The 17,340-nt window shown below is 48.6% G+C and carries 22 protein-coding genes and 1 pseudogene; 12 read left to right on the plus strand and 11 right to left on the minus strand.

What is annotated here, in order from left to right:
* Positions 1-4: 4 nt before the first annotated feature.
* Positions 5-349 carry a hypothetical protein gene (locus RS881_RS24790; RefSeq protein WP_315823544.1) on the minus strand — a complete coding sequence of 115 codons (345 nt, stop codon included), beginning with the start codon at positions 347-349 and terminating at the stop codon, positions 5-7.
* 207 nt (positions 350-556) lie between these two features.
* Here RS881_RS24790 and RS881_RS24795 point away from each other — a divergent pair, with 207 nt between their 5' ends.
* From RS881_RS24795 to RS881_RS24815, 5 genes are read left to right on the plus strand one after another with little or no spacing between them, the layout of a single operon-like run.
* A complete protein-coding gene (locus RS881_RS24795; RefSeq protein WP_315823545.1) occupies positions 557-964 on the plus strand; it encodes a hypothetical protein in 408 nt (135 codons plus the stop codon).
* A 33-nt stretch (positions 965-997) separates the two neighbouring features.
* A complete protein-coding gene (locus tag RS881_RS24800; protein ID WP_315823546.1) occupies positions 998-1,354 on the plus strand; it encodes a sugar-binding domain-containing protein in 357 nt (118 codons plus the stop codon).
* Positions 1,355-1,359: 5 nt separating this feature from the next.
* Positions 1,360-2,109 (plus strand): glycoside hydrolase family 2 TIM barrel-domain containing protein, encoded by a 750-nt coding sequence (locus tag RS881_RS24805; protein ID WP_315823547.1) that lies wholly within the window; start codon positions 1,360-1,362, stop codon positions 2,107-2,109.
* On the plus strand, positions 2,025-2,369 hold the full coding sequence (locus RS881_RS24810) for a glycoside hydrolase family 2 TIM barrel-domain containing protein (protein ID WP_315823548.1): 345 nt from the start codon (positions 2,025-2,027) through the stop codon (positions 2,367-2,369). The genes RS881_RS24805 and RS881_RS24810 overlap by 85 nt, the downstream gene beginning before the upstream one ends.
* Positions 2,366-3,310, plus strand: a complete 945-nt coding sequence (locus tag RS881_RS24815) for a DUF4982 domain-containing protein (protein WP_315823549.1) — start codon at positions 2,366-2,368, stop codon at positions 3,308-3,310. Before RS881_RS24810 ends, RS881_RS24815 begins: the two co-directional genes overlap by 4 nt.
* Before the next feature lie 62 nt (positions 3,311-3,372).
* Here the strand turns inward: RS881_RS24815 and RS881_RS24820 are convergent, their stop codons facing one another.
* The 4 genes from RS881_RS24820 to RS881_RS24835 all read right to left on the minus strand — a co-directional run bounded on the left by RS881_RS24820 (position 3,373) and on the right by RS881_RS24835 (position 6,506).
* On the minus strand, positions 3,373-3,537 hold the full coding sequence (locus tag RS881_RS24820) for a hypothetical protein (protein WP_315823550.1): 165 nt from the start codon (positions 3,535-3,537) through the stop codon (positions 3,373-3,375).
* A gap of 47 nt (positions 3,538-3,584) precedes the next feature.
* Entirely contained in the window at positions 3,585-5,636 is a 2,052-nt protein-coding gene (locus RS881_RS24825) for a TonB-dependent receptor plug domain-containing protein (RefSeq protein WP_315823551.1), read from the minus strand.
* Positions 5,637-5,785: 149 nt separating this feature from the next.
* Positions 5,786-6,094, minus strand: coding sequence for a hypothetical protein (locus tag RS881_RS24830; protein ID WP_315823552.1), 309 nt, complete (start codon positions 6,092-6,094; stop codon positions 5,786-5,788).
* Positions 6,095-6,143: 49 nt separating this feature from the next.
* The gene (locus RS881_RS24835; RefSeq protein ID WP_315823553.1) at positions 6,144-6,506 is read right to left on the minus strand and encodes a hypothetical protein; all 363 of its coding nucleotides are present in this window, start codon (positions 6,504-6,506) and stop codon (positions 6,144-6,146) included.
* A gap of 357 nt (positions 6,507-6,863) precedes the next feature.
* On the opposite strand from RS881_RS24835, the gene RS881_RS24840 reads away from it, so the two are divergent.
* Positions 6,864-8,123, plus strand: coding sequence for a PepSY-associated TM helix domain-containing protein (locus RS881_RS24840; RefSeq protein WP_315823554.1), 1,260 nt, complete (start codon positions 6,864-6,866; stop codon positions 8,121-8,123).
* A gap of 142 nt (positions 8,124-8,265) precedes the next feature.
* Here the strand turns inward: RS881_RS24840 and RS881_RS24845 are convergent, their stop codons facing one another.
* Positions 8,266-8,547 (minus strand): GNAT family N-acetyltransferase, encoded by a 282-nt coding sequence (locus tag RS881_RS24845; RefSeq protein WP_315823555.1) that lies wholly within the window; start codon positions 8,545-8,547, stop codon positions 8,266-8,268.
* Positions 8,548-8,678: 131 nt separating this feature from the next.
* On the opposite strand from RS881_RS24845, the gene RS881_RS24850 reads away from it, so the two are divergent.
* Positions 8,679-8,945 (plus strand): hypothetical protein, encoded by a 267-nt coding sequence (locus RS881_RS24850; protein WP_315823556.1) that lies wholly within the window; start codon positions 8,679-8,681, stop codon positions 8,943-8,945.
* Positions 8,946-9,002: 57 nt separating this feature from the next.
* Here the strand turns inward: RS881_RS24850 and RS881_RS59970 are convergent, their stop codons facing one another.
* The gene (locus RS881_RS59970) at positions 9,003-9,167 is read right to left on the minus strand and encodes a DUF1016 N-terminal domain-containing protein (RefSeq protein WP_350340247.1); all 165 of its coding nucleotides are present in this window, start codon (positions 9,165-9,167) and stop codon (positions 9,003-9,005) included.
* A gap of 266 nt (positions 9,168-9,433) precedes the next feature.
* A pseudogene (locus tag RS881_RS24860) lies at positions 9,434-10,989 on the minus strand (glycoside hydrolase 43 family protein).
* A gap of 504 nt (positions 10,990-11,493) precedes the next feature.
* Here RS881_RS24860 and RS881_RS24865 point away from each other — a divergent pair.
* The 3 genes from RS881_RS24865 (at position 11,494) to RS881_RS24875 (ending at position 12,512) form a co-directional block, all read left to right on the plus strand.
* A complete protein-coding gene (locus RS881_RS24865) occupies positions 11,494-11,925 on the plus strand; it encodes a hypothetical protein (RefSeq protein WP_315823558.1) in 432 nt (143 codons plus the stop codon).
* Positions 11,919-12,245: a hypothetical protein gene (locus RS881_RS24870; protein WP_315823559.1), complete on the plus strand. Its 327-nt coding sequence runs from the start codon at positions 11,919-11,921 to the stop codon at positions 12,243-12,245. The genes RS881_RS24865 and RS881_RS24870 overlap by 7 nt, the downstream gene beginning before the upstream one ends.
* Before the next feature lie 66 nt (positions 12,246-12,311).
* Positions 12,312-12,512 (plus strand): hypothetical protein, encoded by a 201-nt coding sequence (locus RS881_RS24875; RefSeq protein ID WP_315823560.1) that lies wholly within the window; start codon positions 12,312-12,314, stop codon positions 12,510-12,512.
* A gap of 18 nt (positions 12,513-12,530) precedes the next feature.
* Here the strand turns inward: RS881_RS24875 and RS881_RS24880 are convergent, their stop codons facing one another.
* The 3 genes from RS881_RS24880 to RS881_RS24890 are packed head-to-tail and all read right to left on the minus strand — an operon-like array spanning position 12,531 to position 13,791.
* The gene (locus RS881_RS24880) at positions 12,531-12,923 is read right to left on the minus strand and encodes an MFS transporter (protein ID WP_315823561.1); all 393 of its coding nucleotides are present in this window, start codon (positions 12,921-12,923) and stop codon (positions 12,531-12,533) included.
* The gene (locus RS881_RS24885) at positions 12,911-13,288 is read right to left on the minus strand and encodes an MFS transporter (protein WP_315823562.1); all 378 of its coding nucleotides are present in this window, start codon (positions 13,286-13,288) and stop codon (positions 12,911-12,913) included. The genes RS881_RS24880 and RS881_RS24885 overlap by 13 nt, the downstream gene beginning before the upstream one ends.
* 53 nt (positions 13,289-13,341) lie before the next feature.
* Positions 13,342-13,791 carry an MFS transporter gene (locus RS881_RS24890; RefSeq protein WP_315823563.1) on the minus strand — a complete coding sequence of 150 codons (450 nt, stop codon included), beginning with the start codon at positions 13,789-13,791 and terminating at the stop codon, positions 13,342-13,344.
* A gap of 599 nt (positions 13,792-14,390) precedes the next feature.
* On the opposite strand from RS881_RS24890, the gene RS881_RS24895 reads away from it, so the two are divergent.
* Both RS881_RS24895 and RS881_RS24900 read left to right on the plus strand, forming a co-directional pair.
* Entirely contained in the window at positions 14,391-16,598 is a 2,208-nt protein-coding gene (locus RS881_RS24895; RefSeq protein ID WP_315823564.1) for a TonB-dependent receptor plug domain-containing protein, read from the plus strand.
* Complete coding sequence (locus RS881_RS24900) at positions 16,598-17,335, plus strand: SusC/RagA family TonB-linked outer membrane protein (RefSeq protein WP_315823565.1); 738 nt, start codon at positions 16,598-16,600, stop codon at positions 17,333-17,335. Before RS881_RS24895 ends, RS881_RS24900 begins: the two co-directional genes overlap by 1 nt.
* Positions 17,336-17,340: the final 5 nt, after the last annotated feature.

Consider the following 17,340-nt stretch of genomic DNA (forward strand, 5'->3'; position numbering starts at 1 on the left):
TGTATTAATCTTTCATAAACTTCACCTGTAATTCATTCATCATACCATAATACAGCCCCGCCGATAATCCACTTATATCAACAGCATTGCCCAATACATCGGTATCACCGGGAAACAGGCCGGAGGTATCGGGTGTACCGGCATTGAGTACCAATCCATCCTCGGCCGTATACCAAATCCCATCGGCTCCTGCAGGATTAGTGACATCCATAAAGGGTGTGGTGGAGGATTGCACATTCCCGGTACCGGTCAACGCTGTTTGGGTTAGGCTGTAATGGATGTTCAGGCTGCCCGATTCCTGCCAGCTATCACTATACGTGGGGGCGGTAAAAATACAAATGGTGGGCAACAGGTTTGAGCTCCAGTTATCAATAGCACCGCCACCATTGCCACTGGCGGAGTTGCCCGGTTAATCGTGACTTCATTTCAACATTTGATCCATGAATTTGTCATAATGTGCTAGTTAATCAAGCTGATTTCCAGCAGTTTTACCATATTGGTTTCATCAACAAATGTGGTGGTATCACCACTCCTTCTTGTTTTTAAAGGATAATTCATGCAAAAATGGAAACAAGGCATAGGCAGTAGGCAAATGGTGGTTGTGTTGCTGGTAATTAGCAGTGTGGGTACAGGTGCCTGGGCCCAAACCACCAGGTCCCAAATTAATGGTACACCTTTGCGCGAGCGGATAAACCTCGACAAAGGCTGGCGTTTTATGCGGTATACGGGCGAGGCAGATAAGCTGGTGTATGACGAACGGCCAATAGTGAGCAACCGTAATGACAATATAGTAGCCGATACCCGGGCCAATGAATCGGGAGTAGCAGCCGCTTCGGATCATGTATTAAAAAAATGGATACTGCCTACCGCCAACGATTTCATTAAGGACCCTGCGCAACACCACCAACGACCTACAGGTAATCCCGGGAGTGATTTTCCTTTTTGTGCAAAGTCATTTCAATGACGGTGCCTGGGAGGCGGTTAACCTGCCACATGATTGGGCTATCAGGGGCCTTTTTATAAGGAAGCCAATGCCATGGTAGGTGGTGGCATGGGACGCCTGCCAGTGAATGGGGTGGCCTGGTACCGCCGGAAACTCAATATTCCGGCCAGCGACCGGGGCAAATCGATCTTCCTGGATATCGACGGGGCCATGTCGTATGCCATGGTATGGCTCAATGGGCAGCTTGTAGGTGGATGGCCTTATGGGTACAATGCCTTCCGGCTAGACCTTACACCTTATATTAAAATAGCCGGCAGTAATCAATTGGCTATCAGATTAGACAATCCCCCAATTCATCCCGCTGGTATCCGGGTGCAGGCCTTTACCGGCATGTATGGCTTACGAAGCTGAATGCCGTGCAGGTAGGCCAATGGGGCAGCTTTGTACGTACAAGAAATGTATCGTCAGCCTCTGCCATCATTGACCTGGATGTATGGATAGTCAATAAATCAAGCAAGGAACAGCCCGTGGAATTGGTGACAGATGTCTTTGTAGTGGATGAGGGAGGGAAAGCCTATGGGAAAAAAGTAGCCAGTTTTGGGCGGGCCACAGCAAATGTTGGAGCAGGTAAAAAATGGAAGTCAACCAATTCCCTCACACTCAGCAATCCGCTGTTATGGGGTCCGCCGCCAACGCAAAAACCACAGCTGTATAAGGCTGTTACGCGTGTATATGCAGGCGGCAAACCGGTGGATGTATATGAAACACCTTTTGGAATCCGGTCGCTGGTATTCGATCCACAACATGGGCTATTGGTGAATGGCCAGGCAGTGCGCATACAAGGCGTGAACCAACACCACGACCTGGGGGCCCTGGGAGCAGCCTTCAACACCCGGGCGGCAGAAAGGCAATTGGAATTACTGGCCGAAATGGGTTGCAATGCGATCCGGCTGGCGCATAATCCACCTGCTGCTGAACTGCTGGACCTTACAGACCGCATGGGTTTCCTGGTGATTGATGAAGTATTTGACTGTTGGGAGCGGGGCAAAACACCCCTTGATTTTCATTTGATCTTTGGCGATTGGGGGAGGCGGATACGCGGTCGTTTATACGGCGTGACCGTAACCATCCTTCGGTCATTGCCTGGAGTTTTGGCAATGAGGTAGGGGAGCAATATACAGAGGAGGCAGGTGCAAAGGTGGCCAGGCGTTTATATGATATCGTGAAGGAGGAAGATAGTACAAGACCTGCAACAGCCTCTATGAACTATGCCAAACCAACAATGCCTTTTCCCGGGGTGATGGATATTTTGAGCCTCAATTACCAGGGGAGGGCATCCGGGATGCGCCGGCTTATGCACATTTACGCGGTATACGTACCGCTCCTTTGTACCCGGCTTTTCAAGAGCAATTTCCCGGAAAAATGATCTTCAGTAGCGAAACGGCTTCTGCACTCAGTAGCCGTGGCACCTATATCTTCCCGGTAACAAGTGGCACCAGCGCCCCGGTGAGTGATTCTACGGGTGGTGATCCGCGCAATCAATATGTAAGCGCTTATGATTTGTATACAGCCCAGTTTGGCGCTTCGCCGGATAAGGTATTTGCCTCGCAGGATAAGCATCCTTACGTGGCTGGTGAGTTTGTGTGGTCAGGGTGGGATTACCTGGGCGAGCCAACACCTTATTATTCGGCCCGCAGTTCGTATTCGGGTATTATAGATCTGGCAGGCTTTAAGAAAGACCGGTTCTATCTATATCAAAGCCGTTGGCGGCCCGACCTGCCGGTAGCCCATATCCTGCCCCATTGGAGCTGGCCCGAGCGGGTAGGGCAAGTTACTCCGGTACAGGTGTATTCATCGGGCGATGAGGCAGAGTTGTTCCTCAACAATCGTTCCCTGGGTCGTCAAAAGCGGACGGCGGGTGAATACCGTTTTCGCTGGGATAGCGTGCGCTATCAACCGGGACTGCTGAAAGTAATTACCTATAAAAATGGAAAAACCTGGGCCACGGCCATGACCGAAACTACCAATGCCGCTGCAGCCTTGCAATTGGAAGCCGACCGGCCGCTTATGGATGCTGATGGAGAGGACCTTTGTTTTATTACACTGCGCGTACTGGACAAGGAAGGAAGGCTAGTGCCACAGGCGGGCAACCTGATCAAGTTTACAGTAGAGGGTGCAGGAGAACTCATGGCAACCGATAATGGAAATGCAGCCGACCTGGTATCTTTTGCGTCACCAGAGCGGGCAGCTTTCAGTGGAATGGCACTGGTCATTGTGCGAGGCAAAGCAAAAATGCCTGGCAATATTGTCATTACGGCCAGCAGTGAGGGACTAATTAAGGGGCAAATAACGATCAGGAGCCGGTAGTGCTGCCCCTTGTTATAAAGGGTGGGTACGAAAGCCGGAGTAGCTCCGGGACATGATGATCATTAGCTATTGTAATAGCCAATAATTGCAATAATCGAAATGAAGCCAATCACCATCGCTGCCTGGTAATAACTCCAGAACATGCCCAAGGTATTTTCCTTTTCATAACGTGCAATGCAAACAATGAAACCGACTACCGGTATCCAGTATATTAGTTTGTTGTCCATATCCTACGTATTCCTTTAAAGCTACGTAAGATATGGACAACAAAAAACTATAAACGCAGCTTGATGCCGCCATTCACCACAAAACCGTCCACCGGGGCATAAATATCCCTGAAAACAGGGCTGTCAATGGAACCGGTATAAATCGTATCAAACCGGGTTTGCCGGGTATTGCTGAAGTTCTCGAAATTGATGAAGATGGAAAAGCGCTCCCATAGTTTCTCGGCCATCAAACCCGTGATCCAGTATGATTTGCCGAAGCTGCCATCACTAAGCTGCTGGCGGCTATAGTAATAGGCTTCCAGGCCAATCTTCCACTTGTCCTCCACCTCATACATCAGCACGTTGTTGAGCCGGTGCCTGGCGGTCAGCGGCAGCCATTGGCTGCTGTTATAATGCGTATTGGCGTCGGTGTAAGTATAACCTATAAAGAGTTTAAAATCCGCATAAGTGAGGCGGATATTGGTTTCCATACCCTTGGTATCAATATACCCGGTGGAATTTTCAAATTCCAGCTTGCTATTGCCGGCATCTGTCAGTACCAGGGGCCTGTTGAGCCTGGTGTAGAAGAACATATAGTTGAGGGTAAACCCTAGCTGCCCCAGGTGGGTACGGTAGTTGATATCCCAATTACCCCCTGCAGAACGTTCATTGCGGGTTTGGTTGACGTTGATGGGTAGTATGTGCTGGAATTGCCTGCGTTCGGCCTCTTCGGTAAAAATAGTAGGTGTTTTGTAACCAAAGCCACCGCCAAGGCGGGTGGTGAGGGCTGTTGTTATCTTGTACATCGCCGATATCCTGGGCAGTAGTTCAAATCCATAATCGTGCACATAATCGCCCCGCAATCCTGTTTCGAGGGTAAACTGTTCTGTAACCGTCCAGGCATTTTGGATGAAAACGCCCACGGTATTGTAATGATAATCACGCGAAGCATTGGCAGCTGTTTTATTTTCGCGCAGGTCGTCCGTGAGCAGGTTGGCGCCCACCACCCAATCGGATTTTTCGCCCTTGCGGTTCCAGGTCAACTCCGTAAAAGATGATTGCTGCTGTGCATCGAACACATAACCAGGGATGGCAATGCTGCGATCAAAACGGGTATAGCTGTTCTTTAATTGTAGGGTGGTATGCTCATTGAGTTGGTGAGCTATGCCCAATTGGGTGGTGATGCGATCGGTATTGTTCTTTTCATAGTATCCCGTACCCCCGTGTTTGATATAATTCATATTACCACCGGTACGGTTTTCGGTAATGTAACTAACACCAATATCTGCCGTTGTTTTATTCCCATAGAGGAAGAGGCGGGGATTGATGGTATACCGTTCAAATTGGGGAATGGCGGTGAGGCCGATATCTGCCGGATCGAAGGGGGCATTGCTGTTGCGGGAAGCGAAAACAGTAAGCCCCACCTTACCATACCGTTCGCTGTAAAAGCCGCTCAGGTCGAGTCCCTTGGCCGAGGTACCATTGGCCAGGAAGTTGAGCTCCCTTTCCTTTCCCGGAGTTTTGGATACAAGGTTCACCAGGCCGGCAATGGCGCCACCACCATAGAGGGTGGAAGCCGCGCCTTTGATCACCTCTACTTGTTTCAGGTCGAGTGGGGCGATCTGTAAGAGGGACAAGCCGCCGGAGAAACCTGCATACAAAGGATAACCATCTCGCAGCAGTTGGGTATAGCGTCCATCCAGTCCCTGGATACGGATACCCGAATTGTAGGAGGTGGCCGATGTTTGCTGCGTTTGGATGCCGGTGCTTTCATTGAGCATCATCCGGATGTCGCCGGGTTTCATATTGCCTTTCTCAGCCAGTTCTTCGCCCGAGATCACTTCTGTACGCGTGGGCAGGTTGGCAATGGTACGGCTGGTGCGGGTAGCTGTTACCACCACTTCTTCTTCCTCCTCTTCTTCTGCCGTTTCCAGTTCGATGGTCATGGCCTCCTGGTTGGCCAGGGGAAAGACAAGTATTAATTGCCTTTCTTCAAACCCAATATGACTGATGATAAAGGTTTGTTGACCAGTAGGTATATTGGTGATCACCACCTTGCCGGTTGAATCGGCCAGGATGGTTTTGTTTTGTTCTTTCCAGGTAAGGGTAGCGGCCGCCAATGTGGACTGGGCTTCGCCCCCTTGATAATAGCTGTAAATGTATGTTGAGCCTGGGCTGCCGATACAAAGCAGCACAGGGCCATGCCTATAAAAGGTATTTCATGTTATAGTTTAATAAATGATCAGGATTGATTCGCGGAAAGTATCGTTCACGCGAGCCTTGGAGGTTGGAAGAATGGGGCAGTATAACTGCTTAGCTGCAGGAGGAAGAAAGACTGATGATCAATAGAAAGGGGAGTAGAAACCACCACTTCTACACCGGCATGAATGGGATCGACAGAGGGGGCGCAGGTGCCGCAGGCAAAGAAAGGAGAACAGGCGCCTTCGCTCTTATGGTTGTTGTGGGAGGAAGGTACCTCCTGAAGGGGCTCATCGGCACAATCCTCCTCAATACAGCAGGGGCAAAAAGTGCCAGCCATTGTAATGAGGAGGAGTATGCAGGTAAACCATTTTTTCACGGGGCGAATATAGCATCATCGGAGTTTTGTTGTACCGGTAAAGTAAATTTTATTTAGCTCTTAATACAGCCGTGATGGTATGGGAACTACCCTTGGGTGTTTTAAAGGTATAGGTAAGTACCATTCTACTGCCTGAGATCTCTTTCAAGGTATGGGTCTGGGGTTTGTCCGTATTGTAATGGTGTACGGTGATTTGCTTAGAAGCGGCATCATAGGTCCAGGTACCGGATTCTACAACCTGCTCATCTTCTTCATCGCATTTATTGCGGCCATTGTCTTTCATGGTCTTTCCATTGGTCTTATACATTTCCCCATCATCCAGGTCACAATCTTCCATCATTACTCGGATGTCCTTATCGGGTTTGCCATCCATATTGAGGTCAACGGCCGGTACAACGGTGGAGGATTCCAAAACCCAGTATTTACCAGTAAAAGGGGCCTGCTGATTAGTTAAAGCGGGCTTTGTGAACGAGGTAAAAGCCAGTGCAGCAGTCAGCACAGTCAGGACACGAAATTGATATATGGTTCTCATGGGGCAAAAATAGCCTGCCTGGAGGTGATGATGCGGTAGCAGGCGTTGCATGACGCTATAGGGCGACGAAGCGTCTTTTTCCAGCTCCGAAATGCATGACCGGGTATGGCAATCAACTCCCCGGACTGCTGGAATGGATTTATGCCAGAAATTATCCGCATTTCGTAAGCATTTTTCCGCATTGAGTAAACCAGGTAAACTGTTGTTGAAGCAAATTGCGCACTCAATTGAGTAGCAATGAACTATAAGGCCTCGCCCGCACCCGCTAAACGGCTGACTTTTAAGAAACTAGCGGGGGTACTGCATTTGTGGCTGGGCCTGGGATCGGGCCTTGTGATAGTCATTGTAGCTTTGACAGGAGCACTGTATGCCTTTCAACCCGAACTGTCGGAGGCTTTTTATTCCTACCTGCATGTGAAACCTGAAAACCAGGCATTTGCGCCCGTCTCCACCCTCAAAGCACAGGCCGAGGCCCAGTTGCCCGGCAAAGCAGTAACACGCATTGGTTTTGCAGGCCGCGATCATTCCGTAGCCGTCAGTTTCAACGATAAAAAGAAGGGATATTATTATATAGTTTACCTCAATCCCTATTCGGGCCAGGTACTGAAGGTGAAGAATATGGACCGGGAGTTCTTCCGACAGGTACTCAATGGCCATATGCACCTGTGGTTGCCCGATCCTATAGGGAATGGGATGGTGATCTATAGTACGCTGATCTTTGGACTCATCCTGATAACAGGCATTATCATGTGGTGGCCCCGTAAATGGACAAAGGCCCTGCGCAAGCAAAGTTTCGCTATCAAATTGGATGCTTCTCCCAAGCGTTTGAATTATGACCTGCACAAAGTATTGGGTTTTTATGCCGGCTGGATCATGTTGTTTGTGGTATTAACCGGATTGGTATGGGGTTTCGATGCCGTACGCAATGCCGAATACTGGGTATTCAGTGGTGGTAAAAATTATCCCACGGCCGATAAACTGAAATCGATAAAGCCTGCCCAACCACTGGCGGGCAATGCGCTGGACCAGATAGCCGGCCAGATAGATGCGCGTTATCCCCAAGCTGCGCGTGTGCAATATTTGATCCCAGCCAATGGTACAGGTGTAGTGACGGCCCGGATCTACCCGGAACATAAACGGTTTTTCAATGGCGACCTCCTTGTTTTCAACCAATATACTGCCCAGGAACTTCCTCCAGGCGCCCGCGGTAAATATGCGGATGCCAATGGCGGTGAAAAAGCCAACCGCCTCAACTATGATATCCATACAGGCGGCATAGGCGGTCTTCCCTTGCGTATTGCTGTATTCTTTGCTGCACTGATCACGGCTTCACTGCCCATTACCGGATTCTATATCTGGTGGGGTAAGAAGAAAAACAAGTTAAACCAGCACAGAAAGCTCTTAGAGACCGAACGACTGAAAGTCCAAAAGTCCTGCTGCCTGTCCCTATTGCTATCCAGACTGAAGACTGAAAAGACAACTTGTTTTAGCGATTGAATTACCCAGGTGAAAAAGTGGCAATCAAGTTCTCAAGGATACCCTTTATAAGCAATCCGGGGCGCTCTCACAGCCCTCTAATAAACAAGCCAGGGCAGGTTAGCTTTACTTTTTAAGTCCCGGGAAAGCCTCCTTTTCAATCTTATAAAGGACATGACTTTTCAGCCGGGGCTCCCATCTGCATACCGATAAATCCAATAAATGACCGTGTGGCCAGTTCATCCACGGGATAAAAACAAAAACCCCGATCGGCATAATGCTTCCGGTATCGGTTTACCGAGGCTTCGGCTTCCTCCCTGGTCAGCAACTTGGGAAAATACTCCATTACCACAGGATCAGCGCATAGCTTCGAAAAAGGCTCCACCTCCTCTTCCCGCCAGGTTCTAAATCCCAGGCGCGCTGAATTGAACAGGTACTTATCCATCGTAGTTATTGATTATTAGCAGCAAAGATAAAGCAAGCTGCGAGCGGGAGGAGATACCATAATTTTACGAAATTCGCCGGGTGATTTGATCGCTGGGGATATTTTATTTAACGATTAATGTCACTTGACTTATGGAGGTATTAGAATTGGAATTTATAGGAAATGGGCATCTATGTACAGCCAAGGTTGAATTATCGGGCATTGGCGACTCCTGGAATGCGCGTGCTACCATTCAGGGGCATCCCTTCATTACGCAACTGGATATCAAGTTTTGGTTAGGGCAATTTTTGTATCCCGTATTTTCGAGCAGGGAAGAAGCCCGGTTCTTTGAACCGCTACTGGAGGCCATCGATGCAAATGCGAAACGACTATTGCCGAAGGAGTTTAGTGAGGGGTAATAATGGTCAATTATTAACATTTACAGGATTAACCAATTTATCCATTTCATTTTTAGCTCATCCAACAATTGAGCTTAGTGTTCTATAGTGGGTCCAACTAAATTGCGTCCGCACTGCGGACGCAATTGGGAACATACGATAAAATTGCCTGTATCGCTCTAAGTGTCTTATAGAAAACCCATTGCCAAATTCTGGCTGTAATTCAGCAGACAGGGATTTTATTAAAAAAGTTCCATATTCAGCTCATTCTTTGCCTTCCTGCTCCTCCTTGAAAATACGTTTGCCAATATTCCAGTACAAAATTACGCGAGCATGATCTATTGCCTGGATAGTTTGCCGGCGGCTTTGGAGGATAATGGACTTTATTTCTGTAACAAGGGATTTACTGAGTTTCATAGGTATTCTAAAAAACGCTTGAAGCACTTAGGTGCAATATTTTCTCCATGTACGGATATGCGTCAGTTTCAGATGTCCGGAGGAGCATTTCTTTATTCCACCCTGAACCAGTCAAAATCTACATACCCACCTGTAGTTGCTGTAGCATAAGTAAACAACCCAAACCGGTAACCCATAAAATGGGGTAGGGTATATTCCATTTGTAATACACTGCCAATAGCCGTCCAGGTTTTGCCATCCAGGCTGTAATGGAAATACCCTTTATCCGTACGGTTACGGAAATCGCATTCGGCTTTGAGGTAGATGGTATTTTGATCAAGGGAATGTGCTGTTGTTCTTTTGCGGCGCCTGATTCGCCATTCACCACAACCAACCACTTCTTACCGCCTTCCATCTTCACACCCACCCAGCCATACTTCTTTTGTAATAGGGTTAGTCCGGCATAGTCACCCTCTTTCATATTGGATACATCGATGGCTGTAGTAGCTGCACTGGTAGGTCCAAACGTTCTTTGAGTAAGCATGTTGCGGGCCAGCAGGAGGGAAGTATCTACGCGGCTGGCAGTAAGGCGCAAGTAACCGGGCCTTACAGTGATACTCCAATGGGCATTATCGGGATTATGGTTCCACTGCCATACCAGGGGCAGGGCAGGGTCTTTCTTACGACGATTGAATTCATCGGATGCTACAATGCCGGGCATTAATCCTTTACTGGCAGGCAGGTTGAGGGTATCAGGTACTTTGCCATCAATGCCTATCACCGGCCAGCCATCTTTCCATTGCAGGGGTACCCAATAGGGTATGCGGCCTACAGCTCCATAATCGCGGAACAGGTAAGCAAACCATGCTCCCTTGGGCGTACTGATCATTCCACCCTGGGCTACCCCTTTGTCCTGCAATGCTAACCTGCCTTCATAAGGCCCGCTGATTGTATTGGCCCGGTGAATGGTAACAGTACGCATGCCGCCACGCGGCCAGCAGATATTGAATAAATAGTATTTGCCATTTTCTTTGAACAATTGAGAGCCTTCGGCGGGTAGACCAATATCATTGCCCGCTGGGGCACTGGCATTTTCAATAAGCACCTGAGGTGTTGTGCCTGCTTTGATGCCAGAAAGATCGGCTTCCAGTTCGGCCAGCATCAATTTACCGCCGCCATAGACCATGTACACCCGGCCATCATCATCAAAAAAGAGAGCGTGATCATGCATCATGGGTTTGAAAACTATCTTCTTCCAGGGACCTTTTTCGATATTGCTGGTGGAATAGATATAAGTCTTTCCAGTAGTGCCCGCAAAGGTGGATACATAATACACCCCCTTGTGGTAGCGCAGGCAACTGGCCCAGGAACCACTGCCATAAGCCGATTTACCATTAGTAAGGTTCAAGGCATCCACACTGTCCAGTACTTCATACGCATAACTCACCAGTTGCCAGTTCACCAGGTCTTTCGATCGCATGATGGGTACCCCCGGGCTCATGTGCATGGTGGTACTGCTCATATAATAAGTATCACCTACCCGGATCATGGACAGGTCGGGTACATCGGCATGGATAACAGGATTGATAGCACGTTGCGCCCGGGCATTACCTGGAGTGGCAACAATAAAAGGGATGATTAATACAATGGCAACAATCAATGACTTCATGGTATGCAGGCTGGTATTGATATACAATTAACATTAGGTGTCAATACGACAACTAATCAAATATACGGAATAAGATCTTTTAATGTGGCACCAATACATCGACACACGGCTGTACGCTTGCACCAGGAGCGGCAAACAAAGAGGTGACATCTTTCCCTTGCCACGAAAACGAAAAGATGTCACCTCCTTCCTGATGAAGGTGAGCCGCTCTCCAACGCTGCATTCGCCGGGCGACAGCGCGACACACCCTGGCACCTTGCACCAGCCGTAATAAATTAGGATGACAGTTCCTTGGGCCAGGTTCGGGAAGGGTCCTGTAGTGAGTCCAGCTTAATTATCTCCGCAGTGCAGACACAATTGCTCCTTACCCGCTAAGATGATTGCATTTGCCTGTTTTGGCCCCCTTTTCTTTGGGTTTCATTCGTACCAAGCTCGTACCATGTTCGTGCCTTCTTCGGTCCAGCTTAGGAAACCAAACCCTTAGAAAATGCGCATTAACCACTAATGAGAACCGAACATGGGGCGAACAAGGTCCTATCGAAAGCAAGCCAATTGCGCCATTTTTCCCAGGTTTTAGGCTCCGGACAGCCATCGCATGTTATTTTTCTTAATTTCAGTATTGGATTATCCGCTATGAAAAAGCGCTTACAACATATTGATCTACCGCCGCATCTGGAGGAATTCCGGAAGAACTACCTGGCTGCTACCGAGGTAGAAGCCACCCTGTGTGGTATCATCACCTGCTACAAGATGTATGGCGCTTATTTTATCCGCACCAAAAGCTCCCTCACGGGTAAAAGAGTAAAGAAAGACAAACGATTTGCCCGCACCAGGCACAACGCCAGCGTACTAGCCATGGCATCGGAATGGGTAACCCCATATACAATAGCCTTACGGAAGATTGGCGCTGCCACGACCTGTACCGCAAATTGGTAGGCATCGGCGTAAAGCTATTGCACCAGGGTGCAACTAAAGAAACGATACAGCAAGCTGGCTGGCATGAACTGGAACGCCTGGGATACAAAACGGAATGGCCTCAATGGGAACTACCGCCAGAACTGGCCAAGTGGAAGGAGGAGGAGAATGCCCGTCATAAAATGCCAGTGCAGAGATGGATGGTGAATGAAAAAGGGCAACTGGTCTTTGATGCACCAACTTTAAAAGTTTATTACCAATCTGATTCTATCCTTTCTCCTACAGCATCCGGATATACCTACCTGGCGCAAGAGGTGGCCATGCCACCCCCATGCAGTTAATCCAACCACCCAATGCCAGGTCAGCAATCAATTTATTCATGGATTGTAAACAGGGTAGGGCAAACAGTGTACAGGTGTAATACAGACACTCAATTCACAGCTAAGAACAAGCCCGTTGCGGTCGACTGCAAGGCTTTCCGGTCGGCCGATAAGCAGCGGGTATACATTTACATGGTGAATGGAGAAGGCAGGGACCGCTATGAAGTGACCTGGGTAATTCAACAAAAAAATACCTGCGGCGTATTGTTGATGGATTGTAAAGCGTGAGCTTCATGCGCTCCGCTCTTACGCCCCGGCCACCAAGGGGGCCGCACGTACTTCCTCACTAGCTGGCTGTTTCGTTGTTTGGGTACCCTGCGGCGGCGCTGATCCCTGCCATTTAGCGCTCAGTAGCATGGCCAATACACCCAGGGACAATACACCATAAGCTACGCCCAACACGGCCTGGTTGGTAATGGTAAGGGTATTGGCCAAAAGGGAACTCAGTACCGAGGTTACTACCGCAAAACCACCGCCAACCAATCCACTGGCCTTGCCTGCATACTGCGGAAAACGAATCAGGCAATACGACATCAGGTTGTTGAAAATAAAGCCCGCCAGGCTATGCAGCAGGAACACATACAGGAGCAGGGTAAACAAATTGTGAAAATACAGGGTAGTAGGTATCAGTATGGCCACGGCTGCCAATTGAAGACCACTGGCCAGGAGTAGTTTTTAAGAAAGGCTTGTTTGATCAGCATCCTGGACAATGATCCACCTATGAGTACAGACACACCGGAAAACAGTGCACAATAGCCGGTGACGGTAGGAGGGTATTGCATGCGCTGTTCGATCAGGAAAGGGCTGCCCATGCCATAGATCAATATCATAGCATAGGAAAGACCCAGTATTACAAGGCCTGCCGTAAAATCTTTTGCTTTGAGCATATGGGCATAGGTACCCAGGATAACGCGTGCATTAAAAGGCTGCGCCACTTTCATTGATTCACCACCAGTGAATAATTCTACCACAAAGAACACCAGTCCGAAATATCCCAGGAACATAAAGTTAGAAGCCCAGCCCCAGGTGGTTTGGAAGAACCCGCCCAGGAAAGGAGCTACAATGGGGGCAATGGACCAGATGATAGAAAAAGGCTGGTGTATTTTTTCAACTGCTCACCTGAATACAGGTCTACAAACATAGCCCGCTTGCTCACCGCAATGATCGCCACGGTAATCCCCTGCACAACACGCAACGCATAGATCAACTGCAGGTTATTGGTCCAGGCAATCATAAAGCTGGCCACACTGACCACCAGGATAGATATCAAACTGGGCCAATAGCGTCCGTACGTATCGATGAGGCCGCCCACGATCAATTGGGAAATGCCATAGCTGATAATAAAGAGCGTAAGAGTTAGTTGAATGGCGGCGGGTGTGGTGTGTAACCGGGCCGCCATATCGGGTAGTGATGGTATATATACGTCCATTGCAAAACCGGATAAGGGGATCAGGCTCAAGGCAACAATAGTATTCCATCCCGTCCGGGATGCTGAGATTCGTTTCATGGCTGACTACTTTACTTTTAGATAGTAAAGGTAGTTTGGCCAGCCATTACCATTATTATACTATTCAAAGGGATGCTTATACAATTCAAAGGTAGCGATTTCTTTAAGAAGTCCGAAAGTCGGTAAAGTCGGAAAAGTCAGTAAAGTCGGAAAGTCGGTAAAGTTCGAAAGTCAGTAAAGTCCGAAAGTCGGTAAGTCAATACAAGAGTCGTGTCCCCTGTTTTTCTTTCCGACTTCCGGACTTTCCGGTCTTTTCCGACTACCTGACTCTATTGACTTCCGTCTTTCCCGATCTTGGGACTTAATGTCTTCCGGACTTTCCCGACTTTACTGACTTTCCCGACTTCCCCCGCAAACGATTGTGCTATTGACACGAATCACTCCATGGAGAATTTGCGCACTCGGTTGTACAGTCAATACAAACGATTGCATAACGGATAGGCGATTTTCAACATGCATGAATAGCCGTTTTATCCTATAAATTCAGGGTAGATTTAAAAGAATAGCAGCAAAAAAACGGAATTCATCAACACTGCTATCAGCCAAACAAATAAGCTTATGAGATTACAATCGCTCATGCCAGCGAAAAGCATTGCTTTTTGCGCCGTACTTGCTATTTATTGCCCGGCCACCGCCTACTCCTTTTCCGGCAATCAGGCGCCCTCCAAACCCATCAAAGTGACCAAGGATACTATCCCCCTAAGGATACGATAGTAATCACTGGACCAACGCCCAAACAGGTAGCTGCACTGCCTTCGCTCTCTAAAGACGGCCAGATCAATATCCGTCCGCTGAGCTATACCCCCTTTATATCAGCGCAGCAGTATGCCAAAGGCAACCTGGCCGGTGTATATGTACAGGAGCCATCGGGGGAACCAGGTACAGATCAAAACCTATTCATCCGGGGTATCGCCATGCCTTTACTCAGCAAAAGAGAATTGTTCGACAACCAGGCGGCCGTATACCTCAACGGTATTCCGCTGGCTACGGAAAACCCTTTTGCCTATGAAATACAGCAATATGATTTCAACCGCATTGGGCCCGCTACAAATTTGCTGGCTACCCTTAATATAGATAATGTAGAATCGATCGAGGTGATCAAGGACCCGGCCAAACTGGCCATACTGGGCCCTGTGGCTGCGAATGGCGCCATCTGGATCACCACCAGGGCAGCCAGGTCGGGCTATCGCCAGATCAATGTGAATGCCTATATTGGTTTTGCACCACAGGAAAGGGTAACGGCCATCAATGGCGTGTATGAGAATAAATTCCGCCTTCCTTTTTATGACAGGTACGGTACGCTGGCAGACCGCTTCAACTACCCCGCTTACCTGAAAGACTCTTCCAATGCAGATTATTATGGCCGGTCCAACTGGACAGACCTGTATTATAAGAATCAACCCTTATACAACCTGGACCTCAGCCTGACCGGCGGATCAGAAAGGGCCAATTTTCGTTTCTTCGGTGCTGGTACACGCAATGCCAATTCAGCTGATGAAACAGCACTGCAACGCTACAATGCCTCTTTCTCGATCAACGTATTACCGCTGAGCTGGGTTACGGTTTCTTCGATGATCAATGCTGCACACATGATCCGCCACCGCAACCGAAATTTTGTGGACCGCCTCGCGGAAGCGTTACCTGCCCGATGTATCGAACCCATTGCCCCCAATAAGAACGTATACAGGGCTTATCTGTCCGAGTTTGATGAGAATGTAAAGGATGACAACAAGACGACCTCCGTGCAGGGGTATTTCAATATCCTGGCGAAAATGAAGGGTATTCGCTACAATGGCGGCATTTCGTTTGACTACAATGAAGGCACACGCGATGTTTTCTATCCCACCCAATTGCTGGAAGGCAACAACTTTCTGAGCAATTACTTTGGCTTCAACCAGCGATTTATTTTTAACAATACACTGGGCTACACCTTTACGATCAACAAGGATCATAAACTGGACCTGGAGCTGGGGCAGAACTACCAGACCACCCTCAATAAGTTTGAATATGCTTATGCCTATAATGGGCCCAACAATTTCATCAAGCTCAATATCGTAGAAGGAGATATCAATAAAACGAATTACCTGCGCTCCAATGGCTTCGATGTATTTTATCATCCATCGAACCAAAAAGCGGCGGTAGCTTCTTTCTTTGGTAAAGCTGCCTGGAATTATAAGGAACTACTGGATGTTACAGCGGTGGTACGTCGTGATGGCTCTTCCTTGATGCAGCAAGACAACCGTTGGTATACGGGCTTTGGGGTGTCGGCTTCGTACGACCTGTACAAAGCGCTGTTGAAAGAAAGCAAGGTACTTAGCAGTCTCCATCTTACTGCTTCCTATGGCAGGAATGGTAAACTATTGTCCGATGACCGCTTTGCCGGCGGCCCCAACTACCGATCCGATCTTTCCTGGACCGGCGCCCCTGCCATTGGCAGTTTTGCTGGCCTACCAGGTATTTCCCGTCCTTATACAGCCGGCTGGGTAGGTTATGGTATTCCCTGGGCTTATGTAGAACAGGCTACTGTGGGTATAGCAGCAGGGTTATTGCAAGACAAACTACAAGTAAGGCTGGATGTGTATAGCAAAACGGATAAGGACATGTTATTGCCAGTGCCGGTGCCGGCAGAATACGGTTATAGATCAGCTTATGCAGCTGGTATGGATGTCAACAACAGTGGCCTCGACCTTACTGTGCAGGCGGCTGTATTGGCTCCCGGTAAGAACCGCCCCGCCCTTAGCCTCCATGCCAACCTCAACTACAATAGGAATGAACTGAAAGCCCTTCCCAACGGGCTGCAAAAGTAGTGATCAACGATCACCTGCTGCAGGTGGGCAAGTCTATCGATGCCTTCTGGGTATATAAAAATGAAGGTATTTACAACAGTGATGCCGAAGTACCGGTGAAGCCCGGCACCTCACAACCGCTGACCTACCAGGGTGTGGCGCTGAAAGCAGGTGATGCCCGCTGGCAGGATGTGAACGGCGATTTCACCATCAACGAAGATGATAAAGTATTGGTAGGCCATTCACTGCCTAAACTAACCGGTGGATTCGGCGGTAACCTGGCTTACGGTTCCTTCCAGCTCGATTTCCATTTCTATTTTGCGCTGGGTCATAAGCTACTGAATAAATACGCTGCCCAGCGGCTCGACTTCATCAACACAGATGCGTCCTCGGGTATTGACGGGGTAAAAGAGATCACGTACTGGGAAAAGAAAATGGACCTCTCCGGTTATCCGATGTACAATCCCTGGAGCAATACGATCCCTTACCGGCTTGACCAGGACCTCTTCCTGGACGATGCTTCTTTTGTGAAGCTGCGGTCGGTCACCTTGTCGTACAACCTGATCACCGGTTGGAAAGGCAAAGGGAAAAGCCAGGTATTCAAGGATGCGACGGTATATGTAACCGGTGCCAACCTGTTTACCATTACCTCTTTCAAAGGCGACGATCCGGAACTGGTGCAATACAATGGCTTGTATACAGGTGCAGGATTGCCTATCCAGCGTTCCCTTATCCTTGGTTTCAAATTAGCGTTATAATCTTT

The sequence above is a fragment of the Paraflavitalea speifideaquila genome, assembly GCF_032395985.1.
GTDB classification, from domain to species: domain Bacteria; phylum Bacteroidota; class Bacteroidia; order Chitinophagales; family Chitinophagaceae; genus Paraflavitalea; species Paraflavitalea speifideaquila.

Coding starts and splice junctions, on each gene's coding strand:
- RS881_RS24795 (WP_315823545.1), top strand. CDS start 557: ATGCAAAAATGGAAACAAGGCATAGGCAGTAGGCAAATGGTGGTTGTG.
- RS881_RS24815 (WP_315823549.1), top strand. CDS start 2,366: ATGATCTTCAGTAGCGAAACGGCTTCTGCACTCAGTAGCCGTGGCACC.
- RS881_RS24820 (WP_315823550.1), bottom strand. CDS start 3,537: ATGGACAACAAACTAATATACTGGATACCGGTAGTCGGTTTCATTGTT.
- RS881_RS24840 (WP_315823554.1), top strand. CDS start 6,864: ATGAACTATAAGGCCTCGCCCGCACCCGCTAAACGGCTGACTTTTAAG.
- RS881_RS24845 (WP_315823555.1), bottom strand. CDS start 8,547: ATGGATAAGTACCTGTTCAATTCAGCGCGCCTGGGATTTAGAACCTGG.
- RS881_RS24850 (WP_315823556.1), top strand. CDS start 8,679: ATGGAGGTATTAGAATTGGAATTTATAGGAAATGGGCATCTATGTACA.
- RS881_RS24865 (WP_315823558.1), top strand. CDS start 11,494: ATGAGAACCGAACATGGGGCGAACAAGGTCCTATCGAAAGCAAGCCAA.
- RS881_RS24885 (WP_315823562.1), bottom strand. CDS start 13,288: ATGTTCCTGGGATATTTCGGACTGGTGTTCTTTGTGGTAGAATTATTC.
- RS881_RS24890 (WP_315823563.1), bottom strand. CDS start 13,791: ATGAAACGAATCTCAGCATCCCGGACGGGATGGAATACTATTGTTGCC.